Origin of the sequence: Streptococcus cristatus (assembly GCF_008369405.1) — a bacterium.
Classification (GTDB): Bacteria; Bacillota; Bacilli; order Lactobacillales; family Streptococcaceae; genus Streptococcus; species Streptococcus cristatus_G.
Genome location: NZ_VSJJ01000003.1, coordinates 56,604 through 79,797 on the forward strand (window position 1 = coordinate 56,604; position 23,194 = coordinate 79,797).

The 23,194-nt window shown below is 44.7% G+C and carries 12 protein-coding genes and 2 pseudogenes; 6 read left to right on the top strand and 8 right to left on the bottom strand.

From position 1 onward, the window contains the following. Positions 1 to 240 precede the first annotated feature (240 nt). From metE to FXF62_RS04190, 3 genes are all read left to right on the top strand, one after another. Complete coding sequence (gene metE / locus FXF62_RS04180; RefSeq protein ID WP_149517770.1) at positions 241 to 2,493, top strand: 5-methyltetrahydropteroyltriglutamate--homocysteine S-methyltransferase; 2,253 nt, start codon at positions 241 to 243, stop codon at positions 2,491 to 2,493. 103 nt (positions 2,494 to 2,596) lie between these two features. Further along, positions 2,597 to 3,475: a methylenetetrahydrofolate reductase [NAD(P)H] gene (gene metF, locus FXF62_RS04185; protein WP_149517771.1), complete on the top strand. Its 879-nt coding sequence runs from the start codon at positions 2,597 to 2,599 to the stop codon at positions 3,473 to 3,475. A 167-nt stretch (positions 3,476 to 3,642) separates the two neighbouring features. Next, positions 3,643 to 6,675 (top strand): AAA family ATPase, encoded by a 3,033-nt coding sequence (locus FXF62_RS04190; RefSeq protein ID WP_149517772.1) that lies wholly within the window; start codon positions 3,643 to 3,645, stop codon positions 6,673 to 6,675. A gap of 72 nt (positions 6,676 to 6,747) precedes the next feature. Here the strand turns inward: FXF62_RS04190 and FXF62_RS04195 are convergent, their stop codons facing one another. The 8 genes from FXF62_RS04195 to FXF62_RS04230 form a co-directional block, all read right to left on the bottom strand. Beyond that, entirely contained in the window at positions 6,748 to 7,737 is a 990-nt protein-coding gene (locus FXF62_RS04195) for a formimidoylglutamase (protein WP_149517773.1), read from the bottom strand. Between the two features lie 141 nt (positions 7,738 to 7,878). Further along, the gene (gene hutH, locus FXF62_RS04200; RefSeq protein ID WP_187984232.1) at positions 7,879 to 9,420 is read right to left on the bottom strand and encodes a histidine ammonia-lyase; all 1,542 of its coding nucleotides are present in this window, start codon (positions 9,418 to 9,420) and stop codon (positions 7,879 to 7,881) included. Between the two features lie 5 nt (positions 9,421 to 9,425). Beyond that, positions 9,426 to 10,778: an APC family permease gene (locus FXF62_RS04205; protein WP_149517775.1), complete on the bottom strand. Its 1,353-nt coding sequence runs from the start codon at positions 10,776 to 10,778 to the stop codon at positions 9,426 to 9,428. Positions 10,779 to 10,853: 75 nt separating this feature from the next. Next, on the bottom strand, positions 10,854 to 11,453 hold the full coding sequence (locus tag FXF62_RS04210) for a HutD/Ves family protein (protein ID WP_149517776.1): 600 nt from the start codon (positions 11,451 to 11,453) through the stop codon (positions 10,854 to 10,856). Between the two features lie 12 nt (positions 11,454 to 11,465). Further along, complete coding sequence (locus tag FXF62_RS04215; RefSeq protein ID WP_149517777.1) at positions 11,466 to 13,139, bottom strand: formate--tetrahydrofolate ligase; 1,674 nt, start codon at positions 13,137 to 13,139, stop codon at positions 11,466 to 11,468. A 66-nt stretch (positions 13,140 to 13,205) separates the two neighbouring features. Further along, positions 13,206 to 13,832: a cyclodeaminase/cyclohydrolase family protein gene (locus FXF62_RS04220; protein ID WP_149517778.1), complete on the bottom strand. Its 627-nt coding sequence runs from the start codon at positions 13,830 to 13,832 to the stop codon at positions 13,206 to 13,208. 14 nt (positions 13,833 to 13,846) lie between these two features. After that, positions 13,847 to 14,746 carry a glutamate formimidoyltransferase gene (gene ftcD / locus FXF62_RS04225; RefSeq protein WP_149517779.1) on the bottom strand — a complete coding sequence of 300 codons (900 nt, stop codon included), beginning with the start codon at positions 14,744 to 14,746 and terminating at the stop codon, positions 13,847 to 13,849. A 119-nt stretch (positions 14,747 to 14,865) separates the two neighbouring features. Continuing rightward, the gene (locus FXF62_RS04230) at positions 14,866 to 16,896 is read right to left on the bottom strand and encodes a urocanate hydratase (protein ID WP_149517780.1); all 2,031 of its coding nucleotides are present in this window, start codon (positions 16,894 to 16,896) and stop codon (positions 14,866 to 14,868) included. A gap of 195 nt (positions 16,897 to 17,091) precedes the next feature. Here FXF62_RS04230 and hutI point away from each other — a divergent pair, with 195 nt between their 5' ends. The 3 genes and pseudogenes from hutI to FXF62_RS04240 form a co-directional block, all read left to right on the top strand. Beyond that, positions 17,092 to 18,357, top strand: a complete 1,266-nt coding sequence (gene hutI / locus FXF62_RS04235; protein ID WP_149517781.1) for an imidazolonepropionase — start codon at positions 17,092 to 17,094, stop codon at positions 18,355 to 18,357. A gap of 392 nt (positions 18,358 to 18,749) precedes the next feature. Next, positions 18,750 to 18,812, top strand: a pseudogene (locus FXF62_RS10980) (YSIRK-type signal peptide-containing protein); the annotation flags it as partial. A 282-nt stretch (positions 18,813 to 19,094) separates the two neighbouring features. After that, positions 19,095 to 23,162: pseudogene (locus FXF62_RS04240) on the top strand (SGO_0316/SGO_0317 family LPXTG-anchored serine peptidase); the annotation flags it as partial. Positions 23,163 to 23,194: the final 32 nt, after the last annotated feature.

The following is a 23,194-nucleotide window of genomic DNA, read 5'->3' on the forward strand; positions in this document are numbered from 1 at the left end:
TTTCTAATAACAGGGCATAGTTGCTTATAAGAATCAGCAATAGCTTATTTTAAACTACAAACGAGTATGTGACTTAAAAACAAGCAACACAAGGGATTTGAGACATTTGTCTCAAATCCTTTTCTTTTGTCCGTAATAGAGATATAGTTTCAAACTATATCAAAGCTTAATTTTTTACAATTATACAGACGGGTTCTTTTCTGTTAAGATAGTTTCAACAACAATTTTTGGAGGACGTTTATGTCAACGACTATCATTGGTTTCCCTCGTTTGGGTGAATTCCGCGAATTAAAATTTACAACTGAAAAATACTTTAGAAATGAAATCTCAGCAGATGAACTCTTGGCAGCAGCAAAAGACTTGCGTGCCAAACACTGGAACATTGTCAAAGAAAAAGGCATCACTGAAATCCCATCAAATGACTTTTCTCACTATGATAACTTCCTAGATGCTGCTTTTCTCTTCAACGTGGTGCCTGCTTCAGTTCAAAACTTAGACTTGTCTGACCTTGAGCGCTACTTTGCCTTGGCGCGTGGTTACCAAGGAGAAAAAGGGGATGTGCGTGCCCTTCCGATGAAGAAATGGTTCAACACCAACTACCACTACATCGTTCCCAAATTTGAAAAAGACACTCAAGTCAAACTTGCAGGTCACAAAATCTTTGATGAGTTCCAAGAAGCCAAAGAACTTGGTCTTAACACTCGTCCAGTCCTTGTAGGGCCATTCACTTTCCTTCAATTGTCAGACTTCGAAGAAGGTGTTAAAGCAGAAGATTTCGTAGATAGCTTTGTGGCTGCTTACCAAGAAGTTTTTGCAAAATTGGCAGCCCTTGGTGCGACTCGCATCCAATTGGATGAAGCGGCTCTTGTAAAAGATTTGACTGCTGAAGAAAAAGCTCTCTTCTTGAACCTCTACAACAAGCTTTTGGCTGACAAGAAAGGTCTTGAAGTCTTACTTCAAACATACTTCGGAGACGTTCGTGACGTCTACGCTGACCTTGTGAACTTGCCAGTTGACGCTATCGGACTTGACTTTGTCGAAGGTAAGAAAACTCTTGAACTCGTTAAAGGTGGTTTCCCAGCTGACAAGACTCTTTATGCAGGTATTGTCAATGGTAAGAACATCTGGCGCAACAACTACGAAAAGAGCTTGGCTGTTCTTGAGCAAATTCCAGCTGAAAACATCGTTTTGACTAGCTCATGCTCACTTCTTCATGTTCCATTTACAACTGCTAACGAAGAATTTGAACCAGCAATCTTGAACCACTTTGCTTTTGCAGTTGAAAAATTGGATGAGATCCGTGATTTGGATGCTATCCGCAATGGTCAAGGTGATCAAGCTCTTGCAGCTAACAAAGAACTCTTTGCGACGGAGCGTGTAGGTGTTAATGCGGAACTTCGTGCCCGTATCGCTGGTTTGACAGACGCTGACTACACTCGTTTGCCATCCTTTGCAGAACGTGAAGCTATCCAAGAAGAAGCTTTCAAACTTCCAGCTCTTCCAACAACAACCATCGGTTCATTCCCTCAAACCAAGGAAGTCCGTGCTAAACGCTTGGCTTTCCGCAAGGGTGAGCTGTCAGCAGAAGACTATGATAAGTTCTTGGCTGAGCAGATTGATGAATGGATCAAATGGCAAGAAGAAGTTGGCTTTGACGTGCTGGTGCATGGTGAGTTCGAGCGTAATGACATGGTTGAGTACTTCGGTCAAAACCTGTCAGGTTACCTCTTCTCTAAGAATGGTTGGGTACAATCATACGGTATGCGTGGGGTTAAACCACCAATCATCTGGGGCGATGTCACTCGTCTCAACCCAATCACTGTGAAATGGTCTAGCTACGCACAAAGCCGTACTGACAAACCTGTTAAAGGTATGTTGACTGGACCTGTTACCATCCTTAACTGGTCATTCCCACGTGAAGACATCTCTATCAAGGATTCTACTCTTCAAATCGCTCTTGCTATTAAGGATGAAGTTCTTGACCTTGAAGCTGCAGGCGTGAAGATTATCCAAATCGACGAGGCTGCTCTTCGTGAGAAATTGCCACTCCGCCGTAGCGACTGGTACGAAGACTACCTTGACTGGGCTATTCCAGCCTTCCGCTTGGTACACTCTACAGTAGCGCCAGACACACAAATCCACACTCACATGTGTTACTCAGAATTTACAGATATCATCCCAGCTATCGACAACATGGATGCGGACGTTATTTCCTTTGAAGCAAGCCGTTCAAACCTTGAAATCTTGGACGAACTCAAAGCGAAAAACTTCCAAACAGAAGTGGGACCTGGGGTTTACGATATCCACTCACCTCGTGTGCCGAACGAAGGCGAAATCGACCACACAATTGAAGCTATCCTTGCCAAAGTGCCAAGCAAGAAAGTTTGGATCAACCCTGACTGTGGTTTGAAAACACGTGGTATTCCAGAAACAAAAGAAAGCTTGATCCGCCTTGTAGAAGCGGCCAAAGCAGCTAGACAAAAACTGAATTAATATTATTTCTACATTTAAACTCAGCTCTGATAAACCTGTAACAAAGCTGTTTGCAGGTTTGTTATAGGCTGCTAGTTAGTAGATTGAAAGGAATTTTATCTCTATGGTGAATCGCCAAACTCCTAGTCTCTCATTTGAAGTATTTCCTCCTAATCCGGCAGTAGGCAATGATAAGATTTTTCAGGCGTTGAGGGAGATGCAAGATCTGGCTCCCCACTTTATCAGTGTGACTGCCAGCAATAATAAATTTGATATTGAGGAGACAACGGTTCGTTTGGCTGAGTTCATCTCCAATGACCTTGAGATTCCAACGATTGCCCATTTGCCAGCTGTTTATCTAACTAAGGAAATGGTGTCCAATATCTTGCAGGCTTTGGATCGGGTTGGGGTCAATCAGATTTTGGCTTTGCGGGGCGATATTTTCCCAGATGTGGCTCCTAAGGATGATTTTAAATATGCGACTGATTTGATCGAATACATCAAGACAGAAGCACCACATTTTGACATCATCGGTGCTTGCTATCCAGAGGGGCACCCAGACTCACCAAACCAGATCACAGATATTCAGAATCTAAAGAAAAAGGTTGATGCGGGCTGCTCTAGTCTTGTCACTCAACTCTTCTTTGACAATGAACGTTTCTATGATTTCCAAGATAAGTGTACCTTGGCTGGGATTGATGTTCCGATTCATGCAGGTATCATGCCTATTCTGAACCGCAATCAGGCTTTGCGCCTGCTCAAGACCTGCGAAAATATCCACTTACCAAGGAAATTTAAGGCGATTCTGGATAAATATGAACATGATCCAGAATCATTGCGGGCAGCTGGTCTGGCCTATGCAGTGGATCAAATTGTCGATTTGGTGACCCATGATGTAGCAGGGATCCATCTCTATACGATGAATAATGCGGCAACAGCTTACCATATCTATAAGGCGACCCATGCGCTCTTTAACCATACCCCATCCGTTCAATCTTTTTAAGATGAATGAAGAAACCACTAATCAGATTCATTTGCTGTTTAGTGGTTTTTTGTTTATAGATTTTGATCATTTAGAAGCTGATAAATGATAGAGTTGTTCTTTTCTTGCTTGCTAAAATGTCTTATTTTGTTTATATTAGTTTTATAAGCTTTCTTGGAGGCGTTTACATGACCGAAGATCGTTTGAAGTTGAAATTGTTGGGAAGTCCGAGTGTCTTTCTCAATAAAGAGGAAGTCTTTTTTCCTTTTGCTAAAATCAATGCTTTGCTCTATTATCTCCATATCAATGGAACAGTCAATCGGGAGGAGATTGCAGGAATCCTCTGGGAAAACAAGGATAATCAGACCGCCAAAAAGAATCTGCGGAATACCATTTATCAGGCTAACAAGCTATTGGGTGGAGAATGGATTGTCGCTCCCAACCGTACTGTGCTATCGCTTAATCCCGAGTGCGCGATTGAAAGCGATGTAGAACTTTTCACGGACCATCCAGCGGAGCATCTGTCGCTCTATCAGGGTGATTTTCTGCAGGGCTTCTATCTCAAGGACAGTGAAGCCTTTGACTATTGGGTGTCCAGGATGCGGACGCGATATGAGCAGCTCTATATCCAGGCTTGTTACCAAAAGTTGGAAAAAGATCCGTCGAATTTGGAGGAATCAGAGCGAAATCTGCGTCGTATGATCAGTATTGATGAGTTTGATGAGAAGAATTATCATCTGCTGATGAAGCTTTATCAGGAGAATGATCGACCTGGTAAGGTGATTGAGACTTATTATAAATTGGTCAATCTCTTGGACAAGGAATTGGGCATTAGTCCGAATGAAGCAATTCAACAGCTGTACCATGAAGTGATGGCCAAGGATCGCAGTGAGCGTAAGATCAAGCAATTTTTACGTAATACAGATCACTTTTTTGGCCGAGTGGATGAAATCAAGCGTTTGGAATCTTATTTTTCTAAGATTATAGAGAGGCAAGAACCTCGTGCGCTGCTCTTAGTCGGTGGTACTGGCATCGGTAAACGGACAGTGACTCGACAGGTACTGGCTAATCAGACTAAGTATTTCCAGATTGTTATGGCAGAGTGCTTCAAGGAAGAAATGACGGTTGGATTGCAGCCTTGGCGTAGTCTGCTAGATGGATTGGGAGACTTAGTCATTCAGCATCAGATCCTTTCAACTAGCCAGTGGCAGGTTATTTTGGATAGTTATTTTCCGATTATGGCAGGTGAAGCTTCGGATCTTGAGCTGAATACAGATCGTCTGGCTCGGTTTGTGCTGGATATTTTGCAAAAGATTTCTAAGAAAAAGGCTTTGGTGATCTTGGTTGAGGACTGTCACTGGATGGATGAGGCAAGTGTGGCTGTTTTAGAGCAGGTTATGAATCATTTGAGGGATTATCCAGTAGCCTTTGTGTTGACAAAGCATCTGAGTACGCCACCCTATCTTGGCCGCTTTTTCAATCACTTGTTGCTTCGTAGCCAGCTAGACTGCATTGAGTTGCAGCCGCTAGATTTTAAGGCAAGTGTGGCTTATTTACAGGCCCAGACTGGACAGTTAGTCATATCTGAAGAACGGCTTGAGGCTATTTATCGGGTCAGTCAAGGCATCCCTTTCTTTCTGTCGGAGTATGCGGAGCAGCTTTTGCGAAGTGAAAAATTCCAGCCATTAACCTCAGTTATTAAAGCAAAACTATCTCTGAAATTAGGCTATTTGAGCAGCCAGGAGGAGGAATTGGTTGACTATCTGGCTTGCTTTAGTTCCCCTGCTTCGGTAGCGCTCTTAGCTAAGTTGCTAGGCCTATCTGTGGAAGAAGTGGTCGAAATTGCTGAAGGATTTGGGCAAAAACAGCTTTTAATAGAAGAGGAGCAGGAGGAATTGGTTTTACGGTTCAGCCAGGAGCTTTTGCGGATTTATGCTTATGAGCGCTTGCCGCTTGCCAAGAAGCGGATGCTACATCACCAGATTGCCCAAGGCATGGAAGACCAGCTAGGAGCCTCTCTCTATCATGCTCAGTTGCTCAATGACATCGCCTATCACTACAAGCTGTCCAAGCAGCCGATTAAGTCTCTGGAGTATGAGTTGCATTATCTCGAGGCTACCTTGCAGTTTCATCATGAGCTTTTTCCGATTTATTCGCGGGAGTTTGGCTTTATCGAAAAGACGGATGATACTGATCAGTCAGCGGTTTTGGAACAGTTTGATCGTATCCGCCGGGAGATAGAGGACTTAGAGAGAAAACACCAGAATCACAAAGATTTTCAGCTATTGGTTCTCCGCTTCCTCTATCTGGAAGGGCGCTATGCTATCCGGACGGGGAATTACCAGCAGGGAATGGACAACATCCAGCAGGTGATTGCATCTGCTAAAGAGCTGCAGCAGATGGAATTTCTTCTAGAAGGTTATCGGCAGATGATTTACTATTGCATTCAGACGGAGAATATTCCTGAGATGCGCTATTATACGGAGTTGGCTCTGGATGCTTCAGTTCAGGCCAATAACCACGAAGCTATTGCGATGAATCTTCGACTCAAGGGACTGTATCATCTCATGATTGGAGATGAGGAGCAGTCACTCCGCCATCTTTACCAGTCTATTGACTGTTTCAGCTTGACGGCTTCGTTGCGCTCTAAGTATTCGATTCAGATTGCGGCGGCTCTAGATTATCTGGCAGAGATTGAGCAGATTCGTGGGAATTTCACGACAGCGCTGGCTCATCAGAAGGAGGCCATTAAGTTGACGGAAAATAAAACAGCAGAGCCTTCGATTTTTGCTTTCTATATAGGCTTGGGACTGACTTATTATCAGCTGAAAGATTATGAACAGGCGGAGCGAATCTTGCTGAAAGCGAAAGCAGCTCTGAAGTCGCTCAGCTTTCCTTGGAAGGAGACCCAGCTGGAAGTTTATTTGGCTTTGATTGGCTGCGAGAAGGGAGATTACCAGCCGGTGCTTGATCTGCTGCGGAAAAAGGATAGTCTCATTAGTCGCTATGGCAATCCGCGGGACAAGGGCTTGATCTACTATCTGATGGCTGTGATCAAGTATCGCCAGCTGGCTGGCAGCTTGCAGGAAGCTGGTTTTGAAAATTTACTAGCTCAGGACTTTGAAACCTACTATGAAACGGCCAAGAGTCAACTCAATCCTTATCGTGACCGCCACCAGCTAAAGGAATTAGAAAGCTTACGCCGGACCTTGTCTCAATAATTGAACATCAAAAGAGGATGAAAGCAATGTTCATCCTCTTTTGATGTTTGTAATGAAGTTTTTAAATCCCCACTAGTCATGTACTTGTGCCCAGACTTGGGTCAGGTAAAAGACAAAACTTGCCGCTAGGTTGGCCGTGTGGTTATCTATATCGTGAGGGGGAGAGACCTCCACGATGTCAAAACCAATCAGCTTGCCTGAAGCGGCGATGTGCTGGAAGACCAGAACAGCCAGATTTGGGTCTACACCCAGCGACTGGATAGCACTGACACCGGGAGCAGCACCGGCAGCAAAGCAGTCAATATCAATGGTTAAATAGACCTGCTCCTTATCGGCTAGAAAAGCATCAACTACCTTGCAGACTTCCTTATGTCCCATTTGGTACATATCCATTCCAGTCAGGAACTGGATAGCCTTAGATTTGGCTACAAAGTCAAAGAGAAAGAGATTGTTATTGTGCTCCTGAATCCCTAGGATGAGGTAGTTAAAGATCTGTTTCTGAGCTAAGGTATCATCAAACATTTGACGAAAACCGGTACCGGAGTTGGGGCCTGTCTGATCGTAGGGGCGTAGGTCAAAATGGGCATCCATATTGATCACAGCTAAGTTTTGGTCAGGATTTAGTGACGACTTGAGACCTAGATAGTTGCCGTAGGCTGTTTCGTGACCGCCGCCTAGAACGATGGGGCGGAGATTAAGCTCTCGCAGGCGTTTGACTGCTCGCGCCAAGCTTAGCTGCAGCTGTTCCAGAGAGCGGTTAGGCCCGTCAATATCGCCAACGTCAAAGACGCGAACGTTTCTACCTAGATGCCAAGGAAGTTTGGCCAGCTGAGTTCGGATAGCTTGTGGTCCTTCGACAGCCCCCACTCGGCCGTTATTGATATAGACACCCTTGTCGCTCTTGAAGCCAATCAAGGCAAAGTTTACCCCTTCAAAAGGGGTTAGGCTAGGATCATTTAAGTCCAGAAACTCAATGACCATGCCCCACTTAGCAGTATATAGATTGTCCTCTGGACCTCGCTGATAGTAACAGTTGTCTAGCTGATAGTAATCTTCTAACATAATTTTGTCCTTTTTGATAACGATAGTTGCGACTTTATTATAAGAGTTTCCGCTAAGCCTGTCAATGGCTTTTGGCGGGAAAAGAAGCTCAGCTGCATGAGAGCGGGCTTCTTAGGTTAACTTTTTACAGAGTCATCAGCTTTAGAACTGAATGCTCAAGTCCACAGCCTTTTCAACGGCTGCTAGGAATTCTTCGTTTTCAATCAGATCAGAAGCCTTGTTGAGCTCTTCATAGATTTCGATATCTTTATCAAATTCGATAAAACGGACATGCTGACGGAAGAGGTCATAGGCCGGTTTGGTTCCCTTGCCCAGTTCATGGTTTTCTGGTTTCAGATCCAGAGCTTGGCAGGCTGCCATGATTTCTGTTGCCACGATGCGGCGAGAATTCTTGAGAATTTCAGCTGCCTTGCGTGCTGCAGTAGTTCCCATGCTGACAAAGTCTTCTTGGTTTTCACAAGATGGGATAGAGTCTACGCTGGCCGGATGGGACAGGACCTTGTTCTCAGAAGCAAGCGAAGCACAAGCATACTGGGTAATCATAAAGCCAGAGTTCAGTCCTGGGTGTTTGACCAAGAATGATGGTAGCTTGCTCAGTTGGCTGTTGACCAGACGTTCCACGCGACGCTCAGATACATTTCCGATTTCAGAAATAGCAATGCCGAGGAAGTCGAATGGCTGTGCCATTGGTTCTCCGTGGAAGTTACCGCCTGAGATGACGTGGCCTTCCTTAGTAATGATAGGGTTGTCTGTAACGGAGTTGATCTCAATCTCAACCTTGGTCTTGACATAAGCGATAGAGTCCTTGCTGGCACCATGAATCTGAGGAATACAACGCAGGGTGTAAGGGTCTTGGACCCGTTGTTGAGTGGCTACGGTTGTGTTGCCACTGCCTTCTAGAAGGTTGCGGATATTGCGGGCTGTAGCCAGCTGTCCGCTTTGAGGACGGATGGTATGTAGGTCTTCTTCAAATGGACTGGTAATACCATTGTGGACCTCCATGGAAAGGGCACCAGCGACATCTGACAATTTAAGCAGCTGGATGGCATCGTAGGTAGCCAGAGCTCCGATACCTGTCAGGACAGTCGTTCCGTTAATCAGTGCCAGCCCTTCCTTGGCTGCTAGAGCAATTTTCTCGATGCCGGCCTTGTCCAAAGCTTCTTGTCCAGAGAGCAATTGGCCTTGATAGTAAGCGCGGCCCAGTCCTAACATAGGCAGAACCATGTGAGCCAGTGGTGCTAAGTCACCAGAAGCTCCCAAAGAGCCTTTTTCCGGAATGTAAGGCACGACGCCTTTATTGAGCAATTCTAGAAGTTTTTCGATGGTAGAGAGACGGATACCAGAATAGCCCTTGACCAGAGAATTAATCCGGATTAACATGATAGCACGAACTGCATCTTCAGGAAGAGGATTGCCAAATCCTGAAGCATGGGTGCGAATCAAGTTTTCCTGCAGTTGAGTCGTATCTTCTGGCGAGATGCTGACATTGCAGAGGGAGCCAAATCCAGTTGTAACACCGTAGACTACCCGCTTTTCGCGGACGATGTCATCCACGATTTTACGGGAAGCTTCTACAGCTTTCTTAGCTTCTTGGTTGATTTCGCAGATAGCTCCATGACGAGCTACTGCAATGACATCTTCTAAAGTAAGGTGTTCGCCATCCAAATTGATTATATGTGTCATAAGATTCATTCTCCTTTTTGTTCAAGAACTTTATTTTTACAAATCAGTACTATATAGATATAGTAGACTGCGCTGGCGACAAGGACACCGATGAGACCATAGACATAGTTCATTGGATTTTCACCCCAAATCATGACGAGGCTGACTAGAACTGCCAAAATTGGAATGACTGGACCAAATGGAACGCGGAAGACCACTTTTTTATCTGGATATTTCTTTCTCAATACCAATACGGCTAGAGCAGTTGGGATGTATTGGAAGAAGCGGAAGACTACGCTGAGAGCCGCTAATACTTCAAATGTTCCTGTAAAGAGTAGGGCGATGGACAAAAGTCCAGAGATAATAATGGCAATTACAGGGGCGTTTTTAGCGTTGGTTTCAGCGATTTTTTTAGGTAACAAGCCTTCATCTGCAATGGCTGCACCATAACGTGGAACCATGATAGATTCCCCGATGTTAAGTCCAGCAATAGAGATCAGCGCTCCGATAGAAACAATCCATGCTCCAGCAGGGCCAATCATTTCGACAAAGGCGTCTTGTACAGAGGCATCTGTTTGTAGGATTCGGCTACCTAGCATGGCGATAGTTCCTGCGATAATCAGCATATAGAGAACAGATACAATACTGATAGAGCCCAAAATAGCCCGAGGTACATTCTTTTCTGGGTTGCGCATTTCACCGGCAACGATAGACATGGTTTCAAAACCGATGAAACCGTAGAAAATGTAGATAGCTGTACTAGAGATGGCTTTCATGATATCCACGCCAGGTTCTAGCTGAAGAAACGGAGTGAAGTTTCCTTTGTCAATTCCTCCTTTGATGGAGAAAATTGCACATAGACTGAAAGCGACAATTGGGATGAGCTTGGCTACAGTTGCGGTCAAGGTGAACATTTTGGAGGTCTTAAGACCTGAGATATTCATCAGACTGAGTAGGATAATCAGGCTTACACTGAGCAGAAGTTCATAAGGGGCAAAGGATTTAAAAGTAATGACAAAAAGTCTCGCAAATCCTGCTGCCATTGCTGACCAAGCGATGATGGTAACCGCCCAGCCTAGGAAGCCAACATTAAATCCGACAAAGTCTCCAAAGGCTGCTTTGGAATATTGGAAGGCTCCGCCGTTTTTATTAAAATAACCCGCAGTTTCTGCCAAGCAGACGGCTAGGAGAATAACGAGGATGGCGGTTCCAAACATGACAGCTAGAGAGGCAGGACCAAGTCCTTTATAAATCTTTTGCGGTAGGAGGAAAATTCCTGAACCGATAACAGCATTGATACCATAGAGAGTAGCGCCAGAAAAGCTGAATTTCGCATTTTCTCGCTCTTGTTCTTGTGCAGTGAGTTTAGTCGCATTCATAATAATGTTTCTCCTTTAGAGATGTGGGATCCTTTCCAAGTAAAGATAGAACGATGATAGGACATCCTTGTATCTTTACTTAGTAGGGATATGGGTCAAACCAGCCCATATAGCAAGGGGAGCACCCGTTGGCTGGTTACTCGAAAACATTATTCGCAGCTCAGTTTCCTGAGCATCTTTTTCCACTATCAGAAGTTGCCCTGTCTCTAGGTTAAGCGATGGCAGGCCTGTTCCTGTCACCGTCAAATCACTCAAGGCATAGATAAATTGAATTGCTTCATCTTGAATAAGCTCTTCTCTATCTGAGATGGTAAGCATCTGTCCCTGATAATGGTCGCTGTAGATTAAGTTAAAGTCGGTACAAGTCCCCCGACTTGTGATAGGATCACTCCCTTCGAAAAAATAGGGGGTAAAGGGAGCTAGAACCGTTTCCTCCTGCCGACTGGCATTGTGGAGATGAAGTGTGTGGTCCAGGCTCATGAGAATGCGGTGAAAGCCGCTGAGGTCAGAAAACTGACTTTCAGCCAACTCCACAGTCGCTGTTGAGAGCCGATAGTCAAATTCCCGCTTGCCATAGTGGCCAGTTGGCGGGGAAAGATAAAGTTGCTTCGTCTTTCCCCCTGACCAATCGGAAACTTGAAAATCGTTTACTCTTAAAAGGGTTACATTTGTCATTTTTGGTATTTATTAGAACAAACCGCTGATGTTGCCGTCTTTGTCAACATCAATCTTTTCGCTGGCTGGCACCTTAGGCAGCCCTGGCATGGTCATGATTGCACCAGTCAGAGCGACGATGAATCCTGCACCGGCAGAAACTTTTAGCTGGCTGATAGTCACAACAAAGTCTTTAGGTGCGCCCAGTTTCTTAGCATCGTCTGAGAAAGAGTACTGAGTCTTAGCCATACAGATAGGATAGTTGGAGAAGCCCAGTTCTTCCAGTTGTTTGAGCTCACGTTTAGCGGCAGGAGTCAGGCGAACGCCTTTGCCTCCATAGACCTTAGTAACAATTTTGTTGAGCTTGGTCTCAATGGAGTCCTCTTCATTATATACAAATTGGAAGTGATTGTCTCCTTCGGCCAGTTGGACGACTTTTTCAGCTAGTTCTTTACCGCCGGCTCCGCCATTTGCCCAGACGTCAGAAATCACTACGTCAACCCCGCGTTTTTGGCAGGCGTCATAAACTGCTTGCAACTCTGCTTCGGTATCCAGCGGGAATTTATTAATAGCAACGACAGCTGGCAGTCCATAAACATCTTGAATGTTTTCCAGATGTTTTTCTAAGTTTGGCAGACCATCTACAACAGCTTGGACATTTTCTTCAGCTAGGTCACTCTTAGCCACCCCACCGTGCATCTTGAGAGCGCGGATGGTAGCAACCAGAACTACAGCTGATGGGCGAAGACCAGATGTACGGCATTTGATATCGATGAATTTTTCAGCACCGAGGTCAGCACCGAAACCAGCTTCTGTGACTGCATAGTCGGCATATTTGAGAGCCAGCTTGGTAGCTAGGACACTGTTACAGCCATGAGCAATGTTGGCGAAAGGTCCGCCGTGAATCAAGGCAGGCGTGTGTTCCAGAGTTTGAACCAAGTTTGGATGGATAGCGTCTTTGAGCACAGCAGCCATAGCGCCACCAGCTTTCAGATCCTTAGCAGTTATTGGCTTACCTTCAAAGCTGTAGCCAATGATGATTTTTTCCAAACGGTTCTTGAGATCGGTAATATTTTCTGACAGACAAAGAATAGCCATAACCTCAGAAGCAACTGTAATGTCGAAACCATCTTCACGTGGAACGCCGTTGACCTTGCCTTGTAAGCCATCCACAATGTGGCGCAATTGCCGGTCATTCATATCCACTGCCCGCTTCCAAGTGATGCGGCGAGAGTCGATGCCTAAGGTATTGCCATGATGGATGTGGTTATCAATGAGGGCTGCCAGCAGGTTGTTGGCAACACCGATGGCATGAAAGTCACCAGTGAAGTGGAGATTGATGTCCTCCATGGGTACAACCTGGGCGTGACCACCGCCAGCAGCTCCGCCTTTGATACCAAAGACAGGTCCGAGTGAAGGCTCCCGCAGAGCGATAACGGCTTTTTTACCGATAGCAGCCAGAGCATCGACCAATCCTACAGAAGTCGTGGTCTTGCCTTCTCCGGCTGTTGTCGGAGAAATAGCTGTCACGAGAATCAGTTTGCCGTCTGGCTTGTCTTTTAAGGCTTCCAGTTGGCCGGCACTGATTTTTGCCTTGTAATTTCCATAAAGAGACAGGGCGTCTTCAGCAATTCCTAGCTTTTCTGCTACTTCTTTGATGGGCTTCATTTGAACCGAATTGGCAATTTCAATATCTGATAAAACCATATTGTTATCTCTTGAGAAAAGAAAGTCCATTCATGGGAAAGAGCGAACTTCTCTTCCGTTTATCTATTAGACAACTTTCAAAATTTCTTGATAAATTTCATCTGCTAGAGCGCAGCCTTTTTGTAGGAGCTCTTCACCCTTGCTGCGGTAGTCTGCGACGAATGCTTCATCCTTGACGCCTGACAGGTTGATGAGGACATTGAGCCAAGCACCTTGCAGGCCAGCCTTAAGGTTGAGAGCTGCTACCCCCAAGTCGCTGGCAGCATTGGTATTGGACTTGCCGACGGCCTTTTGAGTTGTTTGCAAGGCAGCCAAAATATCTTCCATCATGCCATAAGGTGACTTGGTCGCTTCCTTGAGGGCTTGTTGCATCGCTTCCCGACGGGCAGCCTTATCTTCCTCTGTTTCCTTAGGCATATCAAAGACAGCAGAGACCAGATTGAAGGCTTCAGTGTCCTTGTCGATAGCTGCGAGCAGCCTTTCTTGCAGGCGGGCACTTTCTGCGTGCACTTGAGCAATTTCTGCTTCAAATTCTGCGTATTTTTTCTTGCCAAGGGTTAATTCACAGACCATCTTAGTAAGGGAAATACCGTTGGCTGCGGAAAGAGCAGCGGCAGAGCCGCCTCCTGGTGCAGGAGCATCTGAGCCTAGGACTTTGGCAAATTCTGTCAAGCTTAAATCTACTAATTTCATAGTTTTCTGTCCTCCTAGCCCAGCAAATGATTTTCCAGAACTTGCTTGCCGTAGTCAAAGTCTTCGATTTGCAGATAGTATTCTGCTGCGTCAATCAGAGCCTTAGCTGGCGCCAAACCAATGACTTCTGAGCCGAGGATTCCAACTCCGTAGCGTTTGGCTTCAAAGCGAACAGTTTCAAAAACACGATAGAGTGGGAATTTTTCCAGGTTGACCATATTGATAGAAACCTGAGCAATGTTGCGGTCTTCCAGCATAACACCGATCGCTTTACAGTACTTGTAGCCACCGCTTGATCCACGGATGATTTTGGCAATATTATTGGCAATTTCCAAATCGTCTGTATCCAAATTGATGTTGTAGGCAACGAGTGGCATTCTAGCACCAACAGCAGTGACACCAGCAGTTGGGTGAATCTTTCTTTCACCGTAGTCAGGCGCCCAGTCAGGTTCCAAGAGTTTTTCTGGCATGCCTTCAAATTGTCCTTTACGAACCTTAGCCAAATTTTTACGCTCTGGACGAGTCGCTGCATCTTCATAGAGGAAGATAGGAATACCGAGCTCACGGTTGATCCGTTCAGATACAGTCTTCGCAATTTCTACGCATTCCTCACTTGTGATGTCCTTAATCGGTACAAAAGGCAGGACATCTGTTGCGCCCATACGAGGGTGTTCGCCTTGGTGCTTGGTCAAGTCAATGTTTTCAGAAGCATATTTAACCAAACGGAAGGCAACTTCCTGAATGTTTTGATCGTCGCCGACCAAGGTAAAGACGCTGCGGTTGTGGCTGGCATCAGAAGAGTGGTCCAAAAGTGTCACTCCTGGCACGCTCTTAGCAGTTTCCACCAAACCGTCAATGACCGCCTGGTTGCGACCTTCAGAAAAGTTAGGAATACATTCAACAATTTTTGCCATAAGATATTACCTCGTGATATCAATAATTTTAATTTATAATATGAACTTAATAAAGTAGAACCTCCTCTTGAGCCAGGTTGATACCCAGCTCAGGTCGGAAGTTGGGGGACAAGTTTTTCCTATTCGAACAATTTCTTAACAGATTCTTTGACCAAATCTTCGTCAGTTAAGTACGGAATGGTAATGTGGTCTGTTCCTTGGTGGAGGCGGTTGTACTCGATAGCTGTCTCAATAGCATGCTCATTACGTGCCCAGTTACGACGTGCAACTCCGCCGATTGTATCCCAAGCGATAGCAGATTTGATGATTTCATCAATGCGTTCGCTACCGTCTAGTACCAAGCCAAAGCCACCGTTGATTGCTTTACCGATACCAGTTCCGCCACCGTTGTGGAGAGCTACCAGACTCATACCACGAGCGGCATTACCAGCGTAACATTGCACAGCCATGTCGCAGGTAACATTAGAACCGTCCTTAATATTGGAAGTTTCACGGAATGGAGAATCGGTACCAGATACGTCGTGGTGGTCACGGCCGATCATGACAGGGCCAATCTTGCCTTCGCGTACTAATTCATTGAACTTGAGGGCGATATTGACACGACCCATACAGTCTTGGTAGAGAATCCGAGCCTGAGTTCCAACAACCAACTGGTTCTTTTCTGCATCTCGGATCCAGTTGTAGTTGTCGCGGTCTTGGTAGCGGCGGTTAGGGTCGATCACTTCCATAGCTGCATGGTCAGTAGCGACTAGGTCTTCGTGCTTACCGCTCAGACATACCCAACGGAAAGGACCATAACCATAGTCAAAGAGCATTGGCCCCATGATATCTTCTACATAAGATGGCCAGATAAAGCCGTCTTTGTCATCAAAGCCATTCTTAGAAATTTCCTTGATGCCAGAGTCATAGACTGCCTTCATAAAGGCGTTACCGTAGTCAAAGAAGTAAGTGCCATTGTTAGTCAAGGTCTTGATTGCCTTGAAGTGACGTTCCAAGGTTTCATCAACCAACTTAGCAAAGGTTTCCTTGTCTTCAGCTAGGAGGCGTGTCCGCTCTTCAAAGTTGATACCAGCTGGACAGTAGCCGCCGTCGTAAACATTGTGGCAAGAAGTTTGGTCAGACAGCAAATCTACATGGATATTGTTCGCGTTGACATATTCTAAGAGGTCTACAATGTTACCATGATAGGCGATAGAAGTGGATTCGCCAGCTTCCAGAGCTTTCTGAGCCAAATCGATTGCTTCTTTTGGACTTTCGGCTAATTGGCTAATCCATCCTTGAGAGTGACGAGTTTCAATCCGAGATTGGTCTACTTCAGCTATGATTGCTACTGCTTTAGCGATTTCAGCTGCTTTCCCTTGAGCTCCACTCATGCCACCTAGGCCAGAAGAGATGAAGAGTTTGCCAGTCAGGTCGCCGTCGTCAGCCACACCCAGCTTCAAACGCCCAGCATTGAGGAGGGTGTTGAAAGTACCATGGACGATACCTTGAGGGCCGATATACATCCAGCCGCCGGCTGTCATTTGACCGTAGTTGGTCACGCCCATTTCTTCCGCAATTTCCCAGTCCTTCATATTGTCGTATTCACCAACCAAGAGACCATTGGTGATGATGACACGCGGAGCTTCTGGTTTAGATTTGAAAAGTCCGAGCGGGTGGCCAGATTCCACGACCAAGGTTTGATGGTCAGTCATGACTTCCAAGTATTTCTTGATCAGGTTGTACTGCATCCAGTTGGCGCAGACAGACCCAGTTTCTCCGTAGGTAACCAATTCATAAGGATAAAGAGCGATTTCAAAGCTCAGGTTGTTGTCAATCATGACCTGCATAGCTTTGGCTGCGGTACAGTTTCCTTTATATTCATCGATGGGTTTGCCGTAGATGCGTTCTTTTGGACGCCAGCGGTAGCCATAAATCCGTCCGCGAGTTTTCAGCTCTTCCAGAAATTCTGGAATTACTTCCTCATGGAATCTCTTTGGAATATAGCGAAGGGCATTTTTTAGAGCGATTTCGGTTTGAGCTTGAGTCAAATGGAAGCCCCGGTCAGGTGCGCGACGGATGCCTTCTTGGAAAACCGTTTTTTCAGGTAATACATCGTCTAATTTGACGGTCATTGCTGCTGCAATATCTTGTTCGCTGTAGAATGACATGTTTATTTCCTCCTTGTAAAATAACTTAAGTTTTAACCTTATTTTATAACAGCACCGTCAGTACAAAGTCAAGAAAATATTTCTAAAGATAAAAAATATCAATATATCTAATATATATTGGTTTTTGACTATAATTTGACGATAGTGTATTATGATGAAAAGCGGATAAGTTGGAAAATGAATGGAGGAACAAGCATGACTGCTGATTTACTATTAACTCACTTTAATCAAGTCTTCTGTCCCAAGGACCTCGGACATCCCCTTTTTGGCGAGGAGATGAAGGAGGCTCAGGTCTTGGAGGACGGCTACATTGCAGTCAAAGGCGGCAAAATCCTAGCAGTTGGCAGCGGAGAGCCAGATGCCAGTCTGGTTGGACCTGATACTAAGATTCAGTCTTATGAAGGCAAGATTGCCACACCTGGCTTGATCGACTGTCACACTCACTTGGTCTACGGTGGCAGCCGGGAACATGAATTTGCCAAGAAATTAGCCGGTGTCCCTTATCTGGAGATTCTTGCTCAAGGCGGCGGTATTCTCAGTACGGTTCGGGCGACACGAGAAGCTTCTTTTGACACTCTCTACGATAAGTCCAAGAGACTGCTGGACTATATGCTGCTGCATGGGGTGACGACTGTCGAGGCCAAGAGTGGCTATGGTCTGGACTGGGAAACAGAGAAGCGCCAGCTAGATGTCGTTGGGGCTCTGAACCGTGACCACGAGATTGATCTCGTTTCTACCTTTATGGCTGCCCACGCCGTTCCACCAGAATACAAGGGACGCTCTCAGGAATATCTGGAGCTTATCGTCGAGGAAATGCTGCCTCGGGTAAAAGCAGAAAATCTAGCTGAATTCTGTGATATTTTCTGTGAAAAAGGAGTCTTTACAGCTGACGAGTCACGCTACTTACTTTCTAAGGCTAAGGAAATGGGCTTCAAGCTTCGTATCCATGCTGATGAGATCGAATCGATCGGTGGAGTAGATGTAGCAGCTGAGCTAGGAGCGACGAGTGCAGAGCACTTGATGGTAGCGACCGATGAGGGCATTCGCAAGATGGCAGAAGCCAAGGTTATCGGCAATCTCCTGCCAGCGACTACCTTCAGTCTGATGGAAGATACCTATGCACCAGCCCGCAAGATGCTGGAAGCTGGTATGGCCATCACTCTAACTACTGACAGCAATCCAGGCTCTTGTCCGACAGCTAATCTGCAGTTCGTTATGCAGCTGGGCTGCTTTATGATGCGTCTGACGCCAGTAGAAGTCCTTAACGCTGTAACCATCAATGCGGCCTACTCAGTTAACCGCCAAGATAAGATTGGCAGCTTTGATACTGGTAAGCAGGCGGACATTACCATTCTAGACGCTAAGAATATCGACTATCCACTTTATTTCTTTGCGACCAACCTGACCCATCAAGTTTATAAAGCAGGCAAGTTAGTTGTTGATCAGGGTAGAATCGTCTAATTTTACAAGTCGATCTCATTCTCACTTGATGGCAAAGATCTATCTGAATGGAATATAAGTTTTATACCCCTTGTCATATAGAATAAAATAAATTCATCTGTAGGTTAAAAGAATGTTTATGGATAATGGGTAGGAATTGCAGCTTAATAATCAGGAAATAAGTAAAAAGAAACGAGGGTCTATTTCGAGTTTTAGGGAGGCCCCTCGTTTTTTTGATTTTAGTTAGATGTTTTATTGAATATTGTCAAAAATATTCAATAAAATAATTATCAGAAAAATTAGAATTATATTACATTCCTATGTTTTACCTATTTTTTTATTGACTAAAAAAAATATAAAGACTACAATGAAAACGAAGTAACCGCTTACAAAAAAATACAGGAGGTTTGATTATGAGATATAACAGACAGCAACGGTTTTCTTTTCGTAAATATGCAGTTGGCCTTGTATCCGTGGTGGTCGGATGCCTTTTTTATGGGCCGGCTGTTTTGGCGCAGGAACAAGCATCGACTCCTCCAGCAGTAGTAGAACAAGGTTCGGAACTTGTGAAGACAGCAGAGTCGGTGTCTGATGATTCACAAATAGTGCCGACAGTAATAGAGGCAAGCGGTCAGCAGGTAGCTAAGACTGACATAAAGAACGCTCCTGCTAAGGTAGAGAATGAGAGTCCAAAGCTTGAGACATCAGAGTCGATCCTTGATAAGAGTGAGCAAGAAAGCAAGCAGGAAGCTCAATCAGAAAAAGCCCCAGTGCTTGAAGTAAAGAAGGCCGATCCAGACGTTTCTAAACCTGAAGTTGAGGTCAAGCCAAGCCCTGCTGAAAAGGTGAATGAAGAAGCGCGTGTACAAGCCTTAGTTCGCTTAGAAAGCAAGAAAAAAGAAGCCCCAGTAGGGGCGGTAGAAATTGCATCTCGTCTGAATGAAAATCAACCAATCAAGGATGCGGTTTTAAAAGAATTGGATGAAAGAGGTATCCAGTATAAGAAACTAGCAGATTTTGATCTGATTTTTAATGGCTTTGTTTTAGAGACAAGCTACAAGGATGCCCTGAAAATTCGCAAAGTTGCTCGAGTTGAGAATGTTGAAATCACCACCCTTTCAAATGCTAGTGACTCTAAGTACCTTCCTAAAAAGCAAACTACTGTATTGCCAACTAAGGTCAGTGAGGAAAATGAACTGATCAATCTACAACCTCTCTAGGATAAGGGGATAAAAGGACAGGGGCGTGTAGTAGCTGTGCTAGATACTGGTCTGGATTATGACCATAACCTCTTTAGTTTAACCGATAAAAGCAAGGCTAAATACAAAAATAAAGAGCAGATGGAAGCTGCTATGAAAAAGGCAGGGATTAGCTATGGTAAATGGTATAACGACAAGGTAATCTATGCTTACAACTATTCTGATATGAACGATGAGATCAAAGAAGATGATCCACGTTCACACGGAACGCACGTTGCGGGATCAGCCGTTGGAAATGCAACCAAACCAGCTCCAACTGGAGAATTGGTCAAAGGGGTAGCGCCAGAAGCGCAGCTAATGTTTATGCGGATCTTTTCAGATAAGAAAGGAATGACTGAACAGGGCTTTGTCGTTGCAAAAGCCGTTGAAGATGCTGTCAAGCTTGGTGCGGATACCATAAATATGAGTTTTGGTGGTGTCAATGGTTCAGAAGCTGATACAAATCCTCTTACTCGGCAAGCCTTTGAGTTTGCGAGAAAGGCAGGTGTTGTCATTAGTGCTGCAGCTGGGAACTATGCTGTGAGTGGCTATTGGCAAGCTAAGCCTAAAGCGGATGCGCCTGATACAGGAACCGTTGATGAGCCAGCACTTGAAAAGGGTATCCTAGCCATCGGTGCTTTTAATAATAGAGTCAGCCATGAAACAAAAATTCGTTTGGAGATACCTGCCTTAAAGGACAAGCAAGAGTTTCAGAATGGTCTAATTGACTTGCCTGTTTATCGTCTGCCATTCCCAGTTGAAGGGCCACAATCCTATGTTTATGTGCCGAAAGGTGGAGAAGAATCCTACCGAATGGCAAGCGTTAAGGGTAAAATTGCCCTAGTTGAAAGTGGCGGTGATGTTACAGATGAAGACAAAGTAAATACGCTTCGACAATCTGGTGCTAAAGGAGTGTTGGTTTATCAAAATGAGGAGCAAGGAGATCAACTGCAAAACCTTTCGATGGGGTATTGGGGTTCGTTTTATCCTGTCAGTGTCCTAGGGCATACGCTTGGTAAAGAATTAGCAGCACATGCTGGGGAATACAAGCTGACCTTCCATCAAGAAGTGAAAAAGCTTCCGTATAGTGAAGCAAATAAGATGCTCCATTTTACAGGTTGGGGACTGTCAGCTGAAGGAATGCTGAAGCCAGATGTGACCTTGCCGGGAGGTAATATTTACTCAGCTATTCCAGACGGCTCTTATGATATGGACTCTGGAACCAGTATGGCAACTCCGCATGCCGCAGGGGCAACAACCCTGATTAAGCAGGCCTTGGAACAACGCTTCCCACAATATAGCCCAGAACAGATCCATACTTTACTTCGCCAGCTTGTCATGAGTACTGCCAAGCCACACAAGGACAAGGAAAGTAATACTTATTCTTCTGTCCGGCAACAGGGCTCTGGACTCATGGATGCTGCAGGTGCGGCTTTTGGCAATCTATACGTTACTGGAAAAGGTAGCGATAGCAGTATGACCCTTGGAAATGTTAATGAAAGCTTCACATTTAACGTTACTGTCCATAATTTAGGCTCTGAAGCTAAAGAGCTCACCTATCGAACAGTTGTCAATACAGATCAGGTGGAAAACGGGCGGATTACACTGCAAATGCGTCAATTGCTGGAGCAGCAAGGTGATAAGACAATTGTTGTACCACCGAAAGGCAGTGTGACTGTGCCAATTCAGGTCAATACGAGTGCTTATACTAAGGAACTTTCCGAACAAATGAGAAATGGCTACTTTTTAGAAGGTTTCGTCTTCTTTAAGGATGCCAAGACTCAAAAAGATGAGGTCAGCATTCCGTATATCGGCTTCAAGGGGCATTACCAAGATCTACCCGGTATCGAAAAGCCGGTTTATAAATTCACTGGCAATGACAAGCCTTTCTACTACTACAAAGACGAAAAAGCAGAAAATCCTGTCAAGGATCCAGGAAATCACTTCACTGCCTTGCTCAGTTCCATCCGTAGAAATGGGCAAGACGAGCAGGTTGTCTTGGGAGAAACAGATGGGAAATATGATGGAAATGCATTAGCCTTCTCTCCGAATGGTGATGGACACTTTGACACGGTTAAGTTAAATGCCGTTGTTTTGAGAAATGTGGACAATATTCATTTGGCGGTCTATAAGGCGGACGATGTAAAACGGGAGCATCCGATTTACGAAAATGGCAATGAAAGTCAGAAAAAATCTGATTTTGGTTGGAGAATCAATGATCGGAGTAAAGTTCTTTATGCTAGTCATTGGGCAGGGAAAGACCAAAATGATCAAGTCGTTCCTGATGGAGAATACCAATATGTCCTGACCTATCGACCAAGTACACCAGGAGCAAAACCTCAAGAAATCACCTTAAAAGTCAAGGTAGACAATCAGGTTCCACAATTAGCGACGAGCAAAGACCTCTATGATCCAAAAACTCGTACCTTTAGACCGGGAACAATTATTGAAGAAGGAAGTGGCTTAGCTGGTAAATACTTGTCCTACCAAAAAGATGGACAAACGATTGAAATCACTCCGAATCAGGATGGCTCTTATCATATTCCAGAAGGAGTCGACTTGACGACTGTTCGTTTCTCTATTTGGGATAAGGTTTATAATACGAATACTTTAACAATTGATGGGGAAAAGGAGCCAGCTTCAACTGAGAAAGAAGAAGCACCAGAAAAAGAGGGAACAAACCCTGATACAGAGAAAGCAGAAGCTAAGGATGGACGTTTAGAGGTTCGAATTGTGGACGAGGTAGGTAATCCAACTTCTCAATATCCTGAGATAATGCGCTATCAGGTATTTGACAGTGAAGGCAATCGTGTTGATAAGGAATTTAATACCTATTATGAAAGCAATCTTCCAAGACTGCCTTTCGGTAGTTATACTGTTAAAGTAGTTGGTCAAGACGAAAACTATTCATGGGTGTCTCCTACAACTGTGACGGTTGAATTGACGAAAGAACATCCAGAAGGTGTGGTCAACTTTGTCTACCATTACAAATCTAAGAATCGTTTTAATGTGGTCTTTGACAAGGACTTGCCATCTGGTACCAAGGTCTTTGCTATTCATAAGGATAGTGGCGAACAGCATGAGTTAGAGCAAACTTTATATGAACCAAAGACTTTTGAGAAGCTCCTTTTAAATGGAGATTATCGCATTCATATTGATTTGCCAAAAGGCTATCGTGCAGTAGAAAATGATGTTTTCTATTCGGTTGGTGAAAGAATCAATCGCTTCTTAACAACATTTGTAGAAGTCACAGAAAATAATCCAGTTAATCCAACACCAGCACCAAGCCCAAATCCAGCACCAGTTCCGAATCCTCTTTCTCCAGATAAAACACCTGTTCCTGATAAAGAGACTGGAAAGGAGAAAGAAGAGCAACAATTAAATCAGAAACAAGCAGATTTGCGTCCGATGTATGACAAACCGAGTGAAAAGAATGCGCAAGGTGGACTAGAATCATCTAATCAGGATGCAAAAGAAACCCTACCGAAGACGGGACAGGCTGGAGACAAGCTTGGTCTTGTAGGTTTTGTTCTATATCTTCTTGGCCTAGGCTTTATTCTTCAAAAAAGAAAAGAAAGTCAGAACTAATCATTTTAAAGTATAAGTGAATTTGTACATCA